Raw genomic sequence first — 16,362 nt, 5'->3', positions numbered from 1 at the left:
CGCTAGTAAATTTTTGATCTGCTCTCACTATAATGACTGAAGCGTTGTAATACAAGGTCAGACCTATATCAATTGCGTTACAATTATATATCAGAATAACACGAAATATTGTGTTTATTCACCGGTTGTCCCGTAAACAGCTGCATTCCCCCATATATCGGCGTTACTTATAGCCCGTAAAGTTATACAAAATGAAGAAACAGGCTCCGAAAGCCAAAAACTATTATTATAATAAAACATCCTTAAAAAGGAAATGTGAAATCGCGTGCTGCCCGTAATTATATTGTTATCATTCCGGGTGACGGTCACCCACGCAATTAAATTTACCCACAAAAAAAAGAACCCTCGCAAAAGGGTTCTTCTCCAGACATGCATTATGCCATTATTTCATCTCATCCGCCTCCACCACAGGCTCACCCAACAACCCACACACCCGCTCATAAATACGCTGGCAATTGTTTTGGTCCTGATACTTGATGATGCCCGTGATATCCATATCAAAATTCGCAAAGCCGTGAACGATCCGGTCTTCGATAATGCTGACCAGTTCCTCCTCGTGGCCCGCAATCCCGCCGATGAACGTTTCATCAATCGGCCGCAGGATGCCCCGCCGGAAAAAACGCTCCACATCGAAATGGTAATAGACTACCGGCTTATCGAGCAGCGTAAAGTCAAAACTGACACTGCTGTAATCGGTCACCAGCAACGCATGTCGAATCAGCAATTGCTGCACCGTCACCGAGCCGAGCTGGATAAATTTGATCCGTTCGTGCAATTCGCGTGTGCCGAGCTGGAAATAATTCTGCGCCCGGTAATGCGGATAGAAATACAAATCGATGGTGTGTTCATCCAATAACGCCAGCAGCTTCTCGTTCTGAATCAGATTCGTATACGCCAGGTAATACTCACTGGCGAGAAATTGCTCATCCGTATTGATCCAGTCGCGCCAGGTCGGCATCAGCAAAATGTCACGCGGCGGCTCCTGCTGCACGAGCCGGTCAAAACGCGCCAATCCCGTGACGATCACTTCCTCGTCGGCATACCCCATCTCTTCCATGACCACCGTTTCTTTTTCCGGCTCGGAACTGACGACAAACTGATGAAACGGCAGCTCGTAATTGCGCTTATGGTATTCGACATTCTTGCGGCCGAGAACGCCGTGCTGCAGGAAAATCCGTTTCGTATTCTCGTAGCCAAAGAAGCCGCGCGCCGGTTTATACGGCAGGATATTCTCAATGTCGTGCGTACACAGCAGCACGCCCGCACGGAAGGCGACGTCGAAATGCTCCGGCGTCCCGAACAGGAGAACATTTTCCAGATGCCGGATCGACGCGTAATCGAGGCTGTCTTCCTCGATGACATAATACGCTTCGACGTCTGTATTCTCCACCAGCCACTGAAACAGCACAATACCGTTATCCTGCGCCGTATTGCTGCGTTCGCCGACCAGCCAGACGTTCGGATCCTTCACATTGACGTCTTCCGGAATCCGGATAGCCGCCGGAATGGTGAACGTCTCGATCTTCAAATTATCAAACGGCGTCGTCGTGATCATAAAATGATGCTCGTTTTGCGCTGCGTCCCGTATCACTTTATAACTGTAATAATTATCTTTCTTGTAATCGGCTTTCCGGTATTTGATCTTCTCCTTGCGGATCACATCGCCGTTGTCCGTTTCGATCACCACAAAAAAGTCGAAAATCGTCTTTTCTTTGCTCTTCAAGCCGATCAGATCCCAGTCCTCCAAATCGATCGTGAAATTATCGTTGATGCGAATCTTTCTGGCTTCCAGCGACAGCCGGTCTTCCAGCAGCAGGTAAGCCGTCGAATCGATGAACTCGTCCGTCGAACCGATGAAACCGTCCAGCCGGAAACCGTCAATATCCTGAATCGCCTTGCGCAGCTTCGGACGCGACAATTTCAGCCCCAGCGATTTGTCTTTCCTCTTATAGAAACGCAGCTTCATATATTGTGAATCGGCGATCACTTTAAAACGCACATCCGTCTGCCGCAACTGGGCACCCAAACGGAACTGCGACACTTTCGGTTCCTCGCTTTGCTGGATGAGGAAGAAGCGCTTCGCGAATAAAGTCTGGAACAGATCCTCCAAAGGAATATGGGTATGCAAAGAGTTATCGTGCTTGATAAACGGATAGGTTCTGCTGCGCCCGCTTTTCGGTTCATCCATCAATAATGCATATTCGGCGTCATCTGCTTGATCAACAGGGGACAGGGCAAGGGAAAGGTGGAAATGGCCGTCGTCGAGGTTCTTGATCTTCACCCCATCCGGACGAAAGGCATTCGGCCGAACCTCCAGGTAAAAAGAGTTCGCACGCTGGATGGGGCGGATCCGGTGATGGAGGGAAGAGAACCCTTCAACTGCCCCTGTATCCAGGTGGAGCGGGTGCAGCGTTCCATCCAACTGGACGAACAAGCGCCAGATGCCGGTGCTGAGGTCCGAAAAATCCCGCACAATCATCCGTCCCGATTCTTCGGCGGGTTCACCGTGCAAAATGGTGAACTGCCGGTTTTTGAAGGCATAAATTTCGGTCGCATTGCCGGACACCAAAACCGGCAGATCCAGGTCCAACGCGAGCCGGTCGTAACCCAGCCCTTCAATTTCGCTATAGACTTCCTGCCCTGAAAATCGGAACTCTGAAAACCGGTGGCTGATCTGCAGGTTCTTTTTCACGCGTGTCGTCAAATAGCGCTCATTGACCAGCAGGCTTTCATTGAAATCGCCTTCCTTATAAGAAGGGTGCTCCGTCAGCCACGCCGCTTTATTATTGATGAACACCTTCACTCTGGCGCTCGTCTCAATGGTCTCCAAAAGCTCAATGGGAATGAACACCCGGATGTCATCCTGATCTGTCAATTCGCTGGTGACCTCAATCATTTCATCGTCATTCCAGAACTCCGCATGAATCTCGTTGAAAAACAGGAAATTGGTCAGGGTGATTTCAAATACCAAATGTTCATCCGTCAGGTAATGCCGCTCGACTTGCGCTTTCTTGACCAAATAATTCTTCATCCGTTTCAAGGTCCTCGAACCGATCATTGCCTCACCCCCTCGTATGCAAAATGCCTCTGTAAATCCGTACCGATTCAGTAATTTATCTCCTAATTAATCAATCTTTCATGGATAAATAAAATATTTTTTCAGAAATCTTCTTACTAATGAGTATACGGCACGATCAAGTCAATATTCAATCAAAAAAGCATAAACTTATGATTTTAATGTGCTAAAAAGACTAGTCAAAAAGGCGTCTTGCAGTTATACTTAATTGAAGATATAGAAAAAGGTCCTAATACCTATGGTGAATAGGCACCAGAAGAGGAGATGGGGAATATGCATCCATACCAGGAATACATAGATAAACTGGAAAAAGAATTCAACCGTAATATACAGGAACTGATTTTCGACTATTACATCGTCCAGGACGAAGGACCATCTGTCACAGCGAGAGAACTGGGCATTCCGCGGAATGCTGTTCTGCATTTCATCCATGAGTTCAATTTGCGTCCGATCAAGCACAAAAACATAAAAGAAGGCAGCAACCTGGAGCAATAATCAGGATGTTGAATTTCTAAAAAAGACAAAACCCACCCGCAGACCAAGAAATTGGTTTGGGGTGGTTTTTTTGATCTGGCGCAAGCCACAAATGTTCCCCAATTTGTGGCTTGCGCGTTTTCGTCCCTGGGACAGACACAAATGTTTTTCAATTTGTGACTGTCCCAGGGACGTATAGCCAACCCGCGTCCCAAGAATAGCTAGAAAAAGAGGGTTGTTTATCTTTTGAACTGAGTTACTAGGAAAGTTAGAGAAGAAGAGAAAAATCAAATCAAATTCAAATTCAAAACAACAAATAACCCATTTACTCAAAACCCTTCGCCTTAAGAATGGATCTATCGCTGCGTCCCAGGGAAAGCCACAATTTTAGGAGCAATTGTGTCTTTCCCAGGGACGAAAAAAGGCCGAGCCACAATTTTGGGGGGCAATTGTGTCTCTGCCGGATATCCCCAAAACCCTCAAAAAACAAAAAAAGAGCGACACAGTACTTACACTGCGTCACTCAAAAGGATTTTGTATTAAGGAGTACTCTCCAAGAGATGGAGCAAAACAGCGCAGACGCCATGGGGACCAAGCGAAGTGCTGAGATCCACTCGGGCGAAGTGAAACGAGACCGAGTTAGCTCAGCGCAAGCCCCCAGGCAAGCGAAGCTGTTTTGCGTAATATCGTTAGAACTCGTACTTAAAATAGCAACAAAAAAAGTGACACAGCTCTTGAACTGTGTCACTCCGATCTTGCACTTTTCTTCGACATCAGGCAAGCAAGCTGTTTTGCGTAATATCGATTAGATCTTAACTACCTACATATCCAAATGCCCCTTCAAAACCCCTTGTATCTCGCTCAACTCATTCGGATCCATCATATAATACCAAATACCATTAATCGTCTCACCATAGCCGTCTTCCACAATAATCTGGTCGACTTGCCCGACAGCGCCGGAATAATTCTTCTGCACATCGCGCATCTCGCTGAACTCCATATTCGTCCGCACATTACTGCCAAGTGCAGCAAAAATGTCCCCGTAATTCAACAGGCTGTTCAGCGATGCGCCTTCACGCAATATTCCTTGAATCACTTGCTTCTGGCGATCCTGGCGGCCGAAATCTCCGCGTGGATCCTGCTTTCGCATTTGTACATACGACAAAGCTTCATCACCATTCAAGTGGATCTCACCGGCTGAAAAGCCGTCAAAAGCCATTGGGCTGTTTACTGTGACGCCGTCAACCGCATCGACAATATCTTTGAAGCCTTCCATATTGACCTGGACAACATAATCGATGGGAATATCGAGCAGATTCTCAACCGATGCCATCGACATCTCGATGCCGCCGAATGCATAGGCATGGTTGATTTTGTCCATCGTGCCGCGTCCGATAATTTCGGTATACGTGTCACGTGGAATCGACACCATCTTCGTGGTCTCTTCTTCGGGATTGACTGTCATCACGACCATTGTATCGGAACGGCCGCGGTCTCCTTCGCGTTCATCCACGCCGAGAAGCAAGACAGAAAACGGATCCCGTTCATCCAACTTCACTTCATCCACGCGCATATCTGAAATCGGTCGGTCGATCGGTTCATGAATTTCATCCATAGTGCTTGTAAAGCTGGAATAGATGCTGAACAGGTAAACCCCGATTCCGATTACGATAAGTCCTAAAATCCCGACAATCCATGGCCATTTTTTCTTCTTTGCTCTTTGCTGACTTCTTTTCATCTTGTTTCCTCCGTTAGCTGCCTGTGAAATAAGCGATTAGCGCATTTGCCCACGTTTCGGCACCTAGGTTATTGGGGTTGCTTTCTTCTGTCAAATAAGTCTGGAGTGTCAAGTCTTCCGTAGAAGGCCATTGTTCCCAGTGGTTAATATACGCATAATTCTGAGTCGCTGCAAATTCTTCCAAAGCGGTTACTTGCGTCAGGTAAAACTGTGCGCCGTAAATCGGCTGAGGCGGATGCAGCACCAGCACAGCGTCGCCCGTCGCGGTCAGAATTTCGCCGAAGACGTTCTGGATATGAAGGTGCTCCGTTTCAATTTCAATCCGCCCATTATTCTTCAGTGTAAAAGGCTCCAGCAATACGACGTCATAGCCAGCAGAAAGTTGCGGCGCAGTCATTAAAAATTCTTCGGAAGTGCCTTCAAAGTTCATGACTTCCGTTTCAATAAATCCGCCGTATGCCGTGTCGATGGCCTCAGTGAATAATTCGCTGTAGCCGGGCTGTCCTGCTTCCATCGCTTCGGATCCCAGAACCAGCAATTGAACCTTTTCCCCTTGTTCTTTCCTATTAGAGAGCAGCTCCTGCACTTGCGGATCCATTCCGGCAGTCAGGCTCTCCAGATCAATGTCTGCCACCTCTTCGGAAACCGCAGATTGTTCCTCTGTTGTTTCTTCAGCGGGTGCGGCGGCTTCTGAAGGTGGGGCCGGTTTGCCTGCCGCGGCCAGTTTGTCTTTCCAACTGGCATAGCTGAAGACAAGAATTACACCGCATAATATAATAGATAGTAAAACGCCAAGTTTTCTCAATGCAATAAAGGCTCCTTCCCATAAAGACAATAACTAAACATAAAGATAGCATAAATCCGTCTATTAGCCTAGAAATCTTTTATAATTTTGAAGTTAACATAGTCACAGATTATGCTATACTAGCATAAGTTGTTTAAAAAGACCTTTAAAGGAGCTACGTATTTAATGGAAGAAACCATCAGTTTACAGGATCTTTTCAAGACGATCCGCAAGCGTCTCGGCCTTATCGCCATACTTACCATCCTGGCAATTACGATTGCCGGCGTCATCTCATTCCTGGTCCTGACGCCTGTCTATCAGACATCGACCGAAATCCTGGTCAACCAGAGCCCGACAGAAACAGGGCAATTGACGAACCAAAATATCCAAACAGACTTGCAATTGATCAATACATATTCCGGCATCATCAAAAGCCCGGTCATTTTGGGACCGGTTGTGGAAGAGTTGAATTTGGAGCTGTCCACCGATCAGTTGAATGGTAAGATTACCGTCAGCAACGCGGACCAATCGCAAATTGTTAACATTTCGGTACAGGATGAAGATCCGGCAGTAGCTGTAGACATCGCCAATACGACCGCGACGATATTCGAAAGCAATATCCAGGAATTGATGAATGTCGATAATGTCAGAATCCTGTCACCGGCCGTATTAAAAGAAAACCCGGCTCCGGTCGCACCGAACCCGATGCTCAATATGGCGATCGCGGCAGTGGTCGGCTTGATGCTGGGTGTCGGAATCGCCTTCCTGTTGGAATATCTCGATACGACGATGAAAGACCAGCAAGACATTGAAGACATCCTCGGCATCCCGGTTCTCGGCTTTGTGTCACCGATCGTGGAAAAAGCGGAACTTGGACCAGATAACAAAGCAGCATCGAGAAGAAGGGCGGGGTAAGAGATGGCCAGAAAGAAAAAAGTTCTCCAGCAGACAGCACGGAAACTCATCACCTATACGACACCCCGTTCATATGTAGCTGAACAATTCCGTACCTTGCGTACGAATATCACGTTTTCATCACCGGATGCGGACATCCGTACGATGGTGGTAACGTCAGCGGCACCGTCAGAAGGAAAGTCGACAACGTCGGCGAATCTGGCTGTGGTGTTTGCACAGGAAGGCAAGCGTGTGCTTCTTGTTGATGGGGATATGCGGAAACCGACGACGCATTACACGTTCCATACGGGGAATACGACGGGGCTTTCCAGTGTCCTGACAAGACAGACGACAGCAGAAGAGGCCATTCGCCCGACTGCGGTTGAAAATCTTGACTTGTTGACTTGCGGACCGATTCCACCGAACCCGGCAGAGTTATTGTCGTCCAAATCGATGGATGCGTTGATCCGTCAGCTGACGGGCATATATGATCTGGTGATTTTCGATGCGCCACCGATCCTGTCAGTGACAGATGGACAGATTTTGGCCAATAAATGCGAAGGCACGATTCTTGTCATCAATTCAAAAAACACCGAAAAAGATATGGCGTTAAAAGCGAAAGAAGCAATTGAATCTTCGAATAGCCGGATTATCGGCGCTGTTCTGAATAATTTCGAGCTTCCCAAGGACAGCAGCTATTATCAATATTACGGCGCAGCGGAGTAAAAAGGGGTGACTCTTTTTACTCCTTCTTTTGTGACAAACAGGTAATAGTTGCCAAAAAAATTTTTAAACCAAATGACAGTATATATAGAAGGAACTCATTTTCATATTTCTATTTCATAGCTGTATAAGGAGGGCCATCAAGTGATAGATACGCATGCACATATACTTTCGGGACTGGATGACGGCGCGCAGAATATGGACGAAACAAAGGGCTTGCTTGAGCAGGCGGTTAGGGAACAAATCACCGGCATCATTGCGACGCCGCATGCGTTCCACCCAAGTTTCAGGACCGATTTGGAAGCGTTGAACGCACAGCTCCAAACAACAAAAGATTACATCAGTGAACAAAGTATCCCGCTTAAACTATACAGCGGACAGGAATGTCGCCTGACGGATAAGTTGCCGGATTTACTGGACGAAGGAAAGGCATTGACGCTGGCGGATTCCCGTTATGTATTGCTTGAACTGCCTTCTTCCGGTGTACCGGCTTATACCGTTCCAATCATTCAGCAATTGATCACGCGCAATTATGTGCCGATTATTGCGCATGCGGAACGCAACCAGGGCATCATTGAAAAGCCGGAGCGGTTGAACCGTTTGTTGCTGCACGGCGCATTGGCGCAGGTGACGGCAGGCTCGGTATCGGGACATTTTGGCAAAGCGATCCAAAAGACGGCGTTTGACCTGATCGAGGCGAATTTGATCCATGTCTATGGTTCGGATGTGCACAGCATCGATAAGCGTCCGTTTCTGTTTAATGCGGGGCTGGATTTGATGGAGAAGAAGAAACTCCATGAATACGTCGATATTTTCCTGGAGAATAATGACCGGATCCTGTTGGATGAAAATCTGCATGTGTTGGAACCGCAGACGGTAGACAAAGGGAAATGGTGGAAAATGTTTTCGTAAAATAAAGTCTTGGTTTTATAGGCACTTAAGTCTATAGGCCGGATTGAAATATGAGATGGGGTGAAAATGTCTAGCGTTTTCAGCCCATTGTTTCATTTAAATACACAATCGACAGGATTCGACATCGACTTAGGAGAATAGTCGTGTTATGATAAACTAAGTTTTTGTTAGATATTGACTCTTTCTGCAAAAAACTATTATTTCATGATAGAAAAGGGCGATTAGCCTGGATCCTATTAAAGAATGGGTCCAGTTATTCGATTGGGAAATAGTCCCTTTTCTCAAAGCGAAATCTTAAAAATTAACAAGGGGGTCTTATTGGCATTGAAAAATTTACAGGAACCTGCCATGGATGAAAATTATGAACAAACAAGTTCACAAGAGAGAGAGAATGTACAATCCGGCATTTATAATATTTCTATTTATATTTTTGAAGCTTTATTGATATTAATTACTTTACCGATTACTGCCGTTCTCACTGTAGTTTTTGCTTTACTCGTTATTTTAGAGAGCAGAGGAGAAGCTTTTTATTCACAAACTAGATCAGGCAAAGACGGCCAAACATTTAAAATCTACAAGTTGCGTTCAATGACTATGGACGCTGAAAAAGATGGTCCACAATGGGCTCTATCTAACGACAATAGAATTACTGGAGTAGGGAAATTTATTCGGAAAACTCGTATTGATGAATTACCTCAATTGTGGAATGTGCTTAGAGGAGACATGTCTATTATTGGTCCTAGACCGGAAAGGCCAGAATTTATTGAGGAATTTGAAAAAGAAACACCAAATTTTAGAGATAGATTAGCTGTAAAGCCAGGTCTAACGGGGTGGGCACAGATTAATGGTGGATATGAATTAACACCGGCTGAGAAATTGGAATACGATTTATACTACATAAGAAATCAGAACATATTGTTAGATCTTAAAATTATGTTATTCACTGTAAGGATTGTTTTAACCGGGCATGGCGCCAGATGATTTGGGGGTAATTAAATGAAGGTACTTGTAACAGGTGGTGCAGGTTTTATAGGTTCTAATCTTACAAATGAACTTATAAAGGATCATGAAGTAGTTGTATTTGATAATTTCAGTACAGGAAAGATAGATAACTTGGATTCATCTAATAATCTGACTGTCATTGAAGGAGATATAACCGACTATCCGTTTATGAATAAAGTGTTAGCTGATAAATTTGATGTGATTTATCATTTGGCTGCAATTGCAAGTGTTGCAGCTTCTGTAGAAGATCCGATGTATTGTAATGAAGTGAACTTCAAAGCTACTTTAAATTTGCTTGAGCAAATTAGACAGAATGGGTTTGAAACGAAGATTGTTTTTGCATCCTCTGCTGCAGTATATGGAGATAATGAGAATCTTCCCTTAAGTGAAAGTGATGCAGTTAGACCATTAAGTCCATATGCTATTGATAAGTATGCAGCTGAGCAATACGTTCTCAACTACGCACAACTGTTTAATATTGATACTTGCGCGACTAGATTTTTTAATGTATACGGACCTAAGCAAGACCCGAAATCGCCTTATTCAGGGGTTATCTCCATTTTAATAGATGCAACACTAGATTCGAATAAAGAGTTTAGCCTTTATGGTGATGGATCACAAACTCGAGATTTTGTTTATATTGATGATTTGGTAAATGCTTTAACAATTTTAGGGGATTCTAAAGAAATTAGTGGTAAGGTCTTCAATGTTGGTACAGGAAACAGTATTAGTTTAACCAATTTAATAAAAAGTATAGAGTCTGTTTCAAATCAAAAACTCGAAATTAATAATCAACCAGCAAGAAATGGTGACGTTAAAGATTCTAGAGCTGATATTAATAGGATTTCAGAATTAGGATATACAACCAATTTTTCTATAAAAGATGGATTATTAGAACTTTACAAATATGAATTTTCAAAATTAAATCCAGCTAATTAGAAGTGCAATAGAAAAGTCAGTATATTTACTTGGAATATAAAGGTGGAAGACTTTAATGAAAAAAGTTAGAAAAGCTATAATTCCTGCAGCAGGATTGGGAACACGATTCCTACCAGCAACAAAAGCTCAGCCAAAAGAGATGCTTCCAATTGTAGATAAACCGACAATTCAATATATTGTAGAAGAAGCTGTTGCTTCGGGAATTGAAGATATCATTATTGTAAGTGGTCGTGGAAAACGTGCAATTGAGGATCATTTTGATAAATCTTACGAATTAGAAGAAACACTTGCACAAAAAGAAAAATTTGAATTACTAAAAGAAATACAAGCTATTTCTAATATGGTCAATATACACTATATAAGGCAAAAGGAACCAAAAGGACTTGGACATGCAGTTGCTTGTGCAAGCAGATTTATTGGCAATGAACCGTTTGCAGTTTTATTAGGAGATGACATAGTACAGTCAGAAGTTCCTTGTTTGAAGCAATTAATGGATGTATTCGACATCCATAATTCATCCATAATTGGAGTTCAAAAAGTATCGAATGAAGATGTATCAAAGTATGGAATAATCGCACCTAAAGACGCTTCAACAAACGGAGGAGTCATTCATATAGATACCTTTGTAGAAAAGCCGAAATTAGGTGATGCCCCATCTAATTACGCTATTATGGGTCGGTATATTCTTCAACCGGAAATATTTGATATCCTTGCTAAACTTGAACCAGGCGCGGGTGGCGAAATTCAATTGACTGATGCGTTAGTAGAACTAAATAAGCGACAAGAGGTACTTGCCAAGGAGTTTACTGGTATGCGTTACGATGTTGGAGATAAATTAGGTTTTGTGAAAGCTACGATTGATTTTGCTTTAATGCGAGAAGACATGAAGAATGACGTCATGAAATATCTTGAAAGTGTTTTATATAAGGAGAGTTTAGTTAAATGAAGAATTCTAAAAAAATAGCAGTTGTAGGTACAGGATATGTAGGACTTGTAACTGGCGTGACGTTATCTGAAATAGGTCACATTGTAAAATGTGTAGATTTAGATGAATCAAAAGTAGAGAGAATGAAAAAAGGGATTTCCCCTATTTACGAACCAGGGCTTGAAGAGCTTATGCTTAGAAACATCCAGCAGGACAGACTTGATTTTACTACAGAACATAGAGTGGCTTTTAAAGAAGTCGAGGTAATTTACATTGCTGTCGGAACGCCAGAAAAAGAAGATGGGACTGCTGATTTAAAATTTATTGATGCTGTGTGTATTGATATTGCCAAGAATATCAATAAGAAAGTAATTGTTGTGACCAAAAGTACTGTTCCTGTAGGAACTAACGAACATATTCAGAATCTTATTGGTGCGAATACAGAGGTACCATTTGAAGTAGTTTCAAATCCTGAATTTTTAAGAGAAGGTTCTGCGGTTTATGATACTTTCAATGGAGATCGAATTATAATTGGGTCAAATAATATAGAAGCTACGCAAATTATTGAACAAATTAATAAACCTTTCGGACTGAAAGTTTATAAAACTAATTTAAGAAGTGCTGAAATGATAAAATATGCTTCGAATGCCTTTTTAGCAACAAAGATTAGTTTCATTAATGAGATTGCACATATTAGTGAAAATGTGGGGGCCGACATTGAGGAAGTAGCAAAAGGTATGGGATTTGATAAGCGGATCGGAAGTTCTTTTTTAAATGCAGGAATTGGATATGGTGGATCATGTTTTCCAAAAGATACAAAAGCTTTAGTACAAATTGCTGGAAATGTTAATCATGAATTTAACCTTCTAAAAGCAGTAATTGAAGTTAATAACAAACAACAAGTACTTTTAGTAGATAAAGCCAAGAAATACTATGGATCTTTAAAAGGTAAACGTATTGCAATGCTTGGGCTGGCTTTTAAGCCAAATACAGATGACATGAGAGAGGCAGCATCAATTATAACTGCAGAAAGTTTGATTCTAGCTGGTGCAGAAGTAATTGCATATGATCCTATAGCGATGGAAAATGCTAAAAAGTATTTACCGGAAGCTGTGGAATATACTAATTCTATTGAGGAAGCTCTTCGAGGTGCTAATACTGCGTTTATAATGACTGAATGGGAAGAGATTAAAAATAAGCCTCTCAGCATTTATAGCGAATTGCTAAAAGACGGCGTTATTTTCGATGGTCGTAATTGTTATAGTCTTAATCAAACTGCTAATGAGGATATAGATTACTATTCAATTGGTCGACCACCTGTGTTAAGAATAAAGGAACTTATATAGTGTTCTATAAAAATATTATGATTTCTGCTAAACATTTTGAGGAAAAGCATATTAAATATTAAGTTAAGGCGTTGAAATATTGTGAAGGTAAAAGTAAGTGTAATTATTCCTACATTCAAAAGAAGTGATTATTTGAGAAATGCAATAGAGTCAATATTAAATCAAACGTACGAAAATGTAGAAGCTATCGTAGTAGATGATAACCCACCTGATTCAAAGTATAGAACAAATACTATGAAAACTATGGAAAGATTCACTGGCAATAACAAAGTGAAATATATAAAAAATAAAAAAAATTTAGGCGGAGCTCTTGCTAGAAATGAAGGGATTTTTGGAGCAAATGGAGATTATATTACATTTCTCGATGATGATGACACATATCTCAATGAAAAAGTTGAAACACAGATAGAATATATGTTGAACAAAGAATTAGATTTGTCATTCATGGATGTAAGAATTCATAATAAAAATAATGTTTTAGTTGATTACAGAGAACATGACTATGTAAAAAGTCTTGCAAAAGAAGAACTGTTAAAATCTCACATTATGCACCACTTGACACCAACTTCAACCTACATGTTCAAGAAAGAAGCTATTACAAAAATTGGTGGATTTGATCATATAGAAGTTGGTCAAGAGTTCATGCTAATGTTAAAAGCAATTGAAAGTAATCTAAGAATTGGATACATACCAAAAGCATTAGTTGTTCAATTTTTACATGATAGTGAGCGTATATCTGTTGGGCAAAATAAAATAGACAAGGAATTAGAGTTATTCAATTTCAAGAAAAAATATTTCAAAAAACTATCTTATAAGCAAAAAAAATATGTTGTTTTCAGACACAATGCTGTAATGGTAGTTGTTGGAATACGGAGCAAAAAGTATTGGATATCCTCACGACATTTTATTAAAGCAGTATATACTTCCCCATTAAATTGTTTGCGCGAAATAATCAATCATTTAAGAAGAATAAGAAAATATAAAAAGTATTAGTAATTTTCTTTTCAAAAATGTTAATGTAATTTAAAAATTTAATATGTAATAGTAATGCTTCTTAAGAAGATTTTACGTTTAAATTGAACTTGATTCTATAAACATTTTTTAAAATTATGAATGTAAATTTTTTAATAAGCAGAATAAGAGCTTATCCATACTAAAAAATATGAGGATTAGATTAAATGAAAATATTAAATATAAACTCTTACTACTATAGTTCTTCTGTACACTTCCAGTTGCAAAACTCATTAAAATATACAAGTGTTGATTCTACAACATATGTTCCTGTTTCAAAAAATTACATTCCTAGAGATGATCAAAAGATAATTCAAGAGAAGAATTTAAAAGTGAGTAAATGTTATAATTCTAATGATCGATATATCTTTTATGTTAAACATAAAAAGATATTAGATGATATTATCCCCCGATTTAATTTTGAGGAGTTCGACTATGTTCATGCACATTCTTTATTCTCTAATGGATTTATTGCACTGGGATTAAAGAAAAAATATGGTTTGCCATATATTGTTGCGGTCAGAGATGCAGATGTAAATACCTTTTTTAAATATGTCCTATATTTACGACAGAAAGGAATCGAAATACTAAAAGAAGCTGATAAAATTATTTTTTTATCCGAACCTTATAAAAACTATGTAATAAATAAATATATACCTAAAGAGTTCAGAGAATTTATTTTTTCTAAATCAAAAGTAATTCCAAATGGAATTGATGATTTTTGGCATTTGAATAAAAACTCTCCGAAAGTAATATCTAAACAAAAAAATGTGAAATTATTATATGTCGGAGCTATTAATAAGAGGAAAAATTTGTTAAGAGCAATTAAGGCGATAGACATTCTTGAATCTAAGGGATACAATATTGAGTTTAATGTGGTAGGTAAGATTGAAGATAAGTCTATATATCATCAATTGACACAAAGAAATTATTTTCACTATATCGCGCCTCTGCCTAAAGAAAAGTTAATTGAAGTCTTTCGTGCGAATGATATATTTATAATGCCTTCTAAAACTGAAACATTTGGTTTAGTATATGCTGAAGCTATGAGCCAAGGATTACCTGTTATTTATACCAAAGGACAAGGATTTGATGAACATTTTGATAATGGCTTAGTGGGATATCATGTTAATTGCTATGATATTTATGATATTTCCGGAAAAATTTCAAAAATTTTAAACGAATATAATCTTATGTCTTTAAATTCAGTTGAATTAGTAAAAAAATTCAAATGGAAAAAAATAGCAGAAGAATATGTTGGAATTTATAATAAAAATTCTGTATAAATTACTAGATTTATTACATTCAAAATACCTTAATGATAAGATTCTGTAATAAGGCGTGGTGTTTATTCTGAAAAAAAAAATATTAATTGTAAACAAATCTTTTGCAATTGGTGGTATTCAAACATCGTTAAATAATATGTTAGAAGAGATAAAAGATAGTTATGATATTGATCTTTTAGTTTTTTATGATAAAGGTCCGTTAAGAGAAAAAGTACCAAAGGGCATCAATATTATCGAACCTTCAATGCTTGTTAAAACTTTAGGAATGTCAATGAATGATTTAAAATATTGCAAAAATCCGATTAAAATTATTTTTAGATCTTTTGCAGCAGTATGGACAAAAATATTTTCCAATTCTTTACCTATTTCAATGGCTCTTATGACACAAAAAAAATTAAAAGGCTATGATGTAGCAATATCCTTTCATCAAGAAGCTAAAGTTAAAAATTTAGTTTCAGGCTTTAATCGTTTTATAATCAGGTGTGTAGAGTCTCCAATGAAAATAGGATGGGTACATGCCGATGTTGTTAAAGGAGATTTAGTTAATAATCAAATTAAAGATACCTATTTTAAATTGGATAAATTAGTCTGTGTTTCAGATAGTGCTTTAGAAAGTCTAATAAGCAGTTATCCAGAATTAAAAGACAAAAGTAGCCGTTGTTATAACTTTCATCCTTATGACGAAATACTAAGGAAAAGCAATGAATATAAAAATCTATATAATAAAAATGATGAAATAGTACTTTTTTCAGCTTGTAGATTATCTAAAGAAAAAGGTTTAAAAAGAGCCATCAACCCAATAAGGGAGTTAATTAAAGAAGGTTATAAAATTAAATGGTATATTGCCGGTGATGGAAGTGAAAGAGAAAATTTAACTAAAGAAATTAGAAAACATGCGCTAGAAGATACAGTTTTTTTGTTAGGACCTAAATCGAATCCGTACCCTTATATTAAAGAAGCAGATTTACTATTTATAAGTTCATATCACGAAGCTGCGCCAATGGTAGTGGATGAGGCTAAAATTATTGGTACACCTATCTTTTCAACTGATATTCAAGCAGTGAGAGAAAAAATAAATGAAGAATTTAATTTTATCTGTGAAAATAGTGAAAAAGGAATATACATAGGGTTAAAAAAACTTCTAAATAACCCGGAACAAATAAGTAAAGCTAAAAACAATTATTTAGTACAAGATAACTCAAATGAGAAGTCAAAAATTTTTTTTAGAGCTGTAACTGAAATTTAATTTGTG

At 39.6% G+C, this 16,362-nt stretch carries 14 protein-coding genes; 11 read left to right on the top strand and 3 right to left on the bottom strand.

The window, feature by feature from the left end; all coding sequences use genetic code 11:
- Positions 1 to 382 precede the first annotated feature (382 nt).
- The gene (locus DHX103_RS03895) at positions 383 to 3,058 is read right to left on the bottom strand and encodes a CDP-glycerol glycerophosphotransferase family protein (protein ID WP_422123959.1); all 2,676 of its coding nucleotides are present in this window, start codon (positions 3,056 to 3,058) and stop codon (positions 383 to 385) included.
- A 291-nt stretch (positions 3,059 to 3,349) separates the two neighbouring features.
- Between DHX103_RS03895 and DHX103_RS03890 the strand changes: the two genes are divergently transcribed.
- Positions 3,350 to 3,571, top strand: coding sequence for a hypothetical protein (locus DHX103_RS03890; RefSeq protein WP_422123958.1), 222 nt, complete (start codon positions 3,350 to 3,352; stop codon positions 3,569 to 3,571).
- Positions 3,572 to 4,370: 799 nt separating this feature from the next.
- On the opposite strand, the gene DHX103_RS03885 is transcribed toward DHX103_RS03890, so the two are convergent.
- Complete coding sequence (locus DHX103_RS03885) at positions 4,371 to 5,288, bottom strand: LCP family protein (protein ID WP_422123957.1); 918 nt, start codon at positions 5,286 to 5,288, stop codon at positions 4,371 to 4,373.
- 13 nt (positions 5,289 to 5,301) lie between these two features.
- A complete protein-coding gene (locus DHX103_RS03880) occupies positions 5,302 to 6,093 on the bottom strand; it encodes an SGNH/GDSL hydrolase family protein (RefSeq protein WP_422123956.1) in 792 nt (263 codons plus the stop codon).
- Positions 6,094 to 6,258: 165 nt separating this feature from the next.
- Between DHX103_RS03880 and DHX103_RS03875 the strand changes: the two genes are divergently transcribed.
- From DHX103_RS03875 to DHX103_RS03830, 10 genes are all read left to right on the top strand, one after another.
- Positions 6,259 to 6,987, top strand: a complete 729-nt coding sequence (locus DHX103_RS03875; protein WP_422123955.1) for a YveK family protein — start codon at positions 6,259 to 6,261, stop codon at positions 6,985 to 6,987.
- A gap of 3 nt (positions 6,988 to 6,990) precedes the next feature.
- Positions 6,991 to 7,692 carry a CpsD/CapB family tyrosine-protein kinase gene (locus tag DHX103_RS03870; RefSeq protein ID WP_422123954.1) on the top strand — a complete coding sequence of 234 codons (702 nt, stop codon included), beginning with the start codon at positions 6,991 to 6,993 and terminating at the stop codon, positions 7,690 to 7,692.
- A gap of 141 nt (positions 7,693 to 7,833) precedes the next feature.
- On the top strand, positions 7,834 to 8,601 hold the full coding sequence (locus DHX103_RS03865; protein ID WP_422123953.1) for a tyrosine-protein phosphatase: 768 nt from the start codon (positions 7,834 to 7,836) through the stop codon (positions 8,599 to 8,601).
- A 348-nt stretch (positions 8,602 to 8,949) separates the two neighbouring features.
- On the top strand, positions 8,950 to 9,582 hold the full coding sequence (locus DHX103_RS03860; RefSeq protein WP_422124721.1) for a sugar transferase: 633 nt from the start codon (positions 8,950 to 8,952) through the stop codon (positions 9,580 to 9,582).
- A 15-nt stretch (positions 9,583 to 9,597) separates the two neighbouring features.
- The gene (locus DHX103_RS03855) at positions 9,598 to 10,542 is read left to right on the top strand and encodes a GDP-mannose 4,6-dehydratase (protein WP_422123952.1); all 945 of its coding nucleotides are present in this window, start codon (positions 9,598 to 9,600) and stop codon (positions 10,540 to 10,542) included.
- Positions 10,543 to 10,597: 55 nt separating this feature from the next.
- Positions 10,598 to 11,488 carry a UTP--glucose-1-phosphate uridylyltransferase GalU gene (gene galU / locus DHX103_RS03850; RefSeq protein WP_422123951.1) on the top strand — a complete coding sequence of 297 codons (891 nt, stop codon included), beginning with the start codon at positions 10,598 to 10,600 and terminating at the stop codon, positions 11,486 to 11,488.
- Positions 11,485 to 12,813 (top strand): UDP-glucose dehydrogenase family protein, encoded by a 1,329-nt coding sequence (locus DHX103_RS03845; RefSeq protein WP_422123950.1) that lies wholly within the window; start codon positions 11,485 to 11,487, stop codon positions 12,811 to 12,813. Before galU ends, DHX103_RS03845 begins: the two co-directional genes overlap by 4 nt.
- Before the next feature lie 81 nt (positions 12,814 to 12,894).
- On the top strand, positions 12,895 to 13,806 hold the full coding sequence (locus DHX103_RS03840; RefSeq protein ID WP_422123949.1) for a glycosyltransferase family 2 protein: 912 nt from the start codon (positions 12,895 to 12,897) through the stop codon (positions 13,804 to 13,806).
- A gap of 185 nt (positions 13,807 to 13,991) precedes the next feature.
- The gene (locus DHX103_RS03835; protein WP_422123948.1) at positions 13,992 to 15,110 is read left to right on the top strand and encodes a glycosyltransferase family 4 protein; all 1,119 of its coding nucleotides are present in this window, start codon (positions 13,992 to 13,994) and stop codon (positions 15,108 to 15,110) included.
- Positions 15,111 to 15,168: 58 nt separating this feature from the next.
- Positions 15,169 to 16,356 (top strand): glycosyltransferase, encoded by a 1,188-nt coding sequence (locus DHX103_RS03830; RefSeq protein ID WP_422123947.1) that lies wholly within the window; start codon positions 15,169 to 15,171, stop codon positions 16,354 to 16,356.
- The last annotated feature ends 6 nt before the right edge of the window (positions 16,357 to 16,362 follow it).

Source organism: Planococcus daihaiensis, from assembly GCF_049262615.1.
Taxonomy (GTDB): Bacteria; Bacillota; Bacilli; order Bacillales_A; family Planococcaceae; genus Planococcus.
Note: the sequence above shows the minus strand (reverse complement) of the source record. Positions and strands in the feature narration are given on the sequence as shown.

Excerpts from the sequence above, each read along its gene's own strand:
- DHX103_RS03895 (WP_422123959.1), bottom strand. The coding sequence starts at position 3,058 with ATGATCGGTTCGAGGACCTTGAAACGGATGAAGAATTATTTGGTCAAG.
- DHX103_RS03890 (WP_422123958.1), top strand. The coding sequence starts at position 3,350 with ATGCATCCATACCAGGAATACATAGATAAACTGGAAAAAGAATTCAAC.
- DHX103_RS03885 (WP_422123957.1), bottom strand. The coding sequence starts at position 5,288 with ATGAAAAGAAGTCAGCAAAGAGCAAAGAAGAAAAAATGGCCATGGATT.
- DHX103_RS03875 (WP_422123955.1), top strand. The coding sequence starts at position 6,259 with ATGGAAGAAACCATCAGTTTACAGGATCTTTTCAAGACGATCCGCAAG.
- DHX103_RS03870 (WP_422123954.1), top strand. The coding sequence starts at position 6,991 with ATGGCCAGAAAGAAAAAAGTTCTCCAGCAGACAGCACGGAAACTCATC.
- DHX103_RS03860 (WP_422124721.1), top strand. The coding sequence starts at position 8,950 with ATGGATGAAAATTATGAACAAACAAGTTCACAAGAGAGAGAGAATGTA.
- DHX103_RS03855 (WP_422123952.1), top strand. The coding sequence starts at position 9,598 with ATGAAGGTACTTGTAACAGGTGGTGCAGGTTTTATAGGTTCTAATCTT.
- galU (WP_422123951.1), top strand. The coding sequence starts at position 10,598 with ATGAAAAAAGTTAGAAAAGCTATAATTCCTGCAGCAGGATTGGGAACA.
- DHX103_RS03845 (WP_422123950.1), top strand. The coding sequence starts at position 11,485 with ATGAAGAATTCTAAAAAAATAGCAGTTGTAGGTACAGGATATGTAGGA.
- DHX103_RS03835 (WP_422123948.1), top strand. The coding sequence starts at position 13,992 with ATGAAAATATTAAATATAAACTCTTACTACTATAGTTCTTCTGTACAC.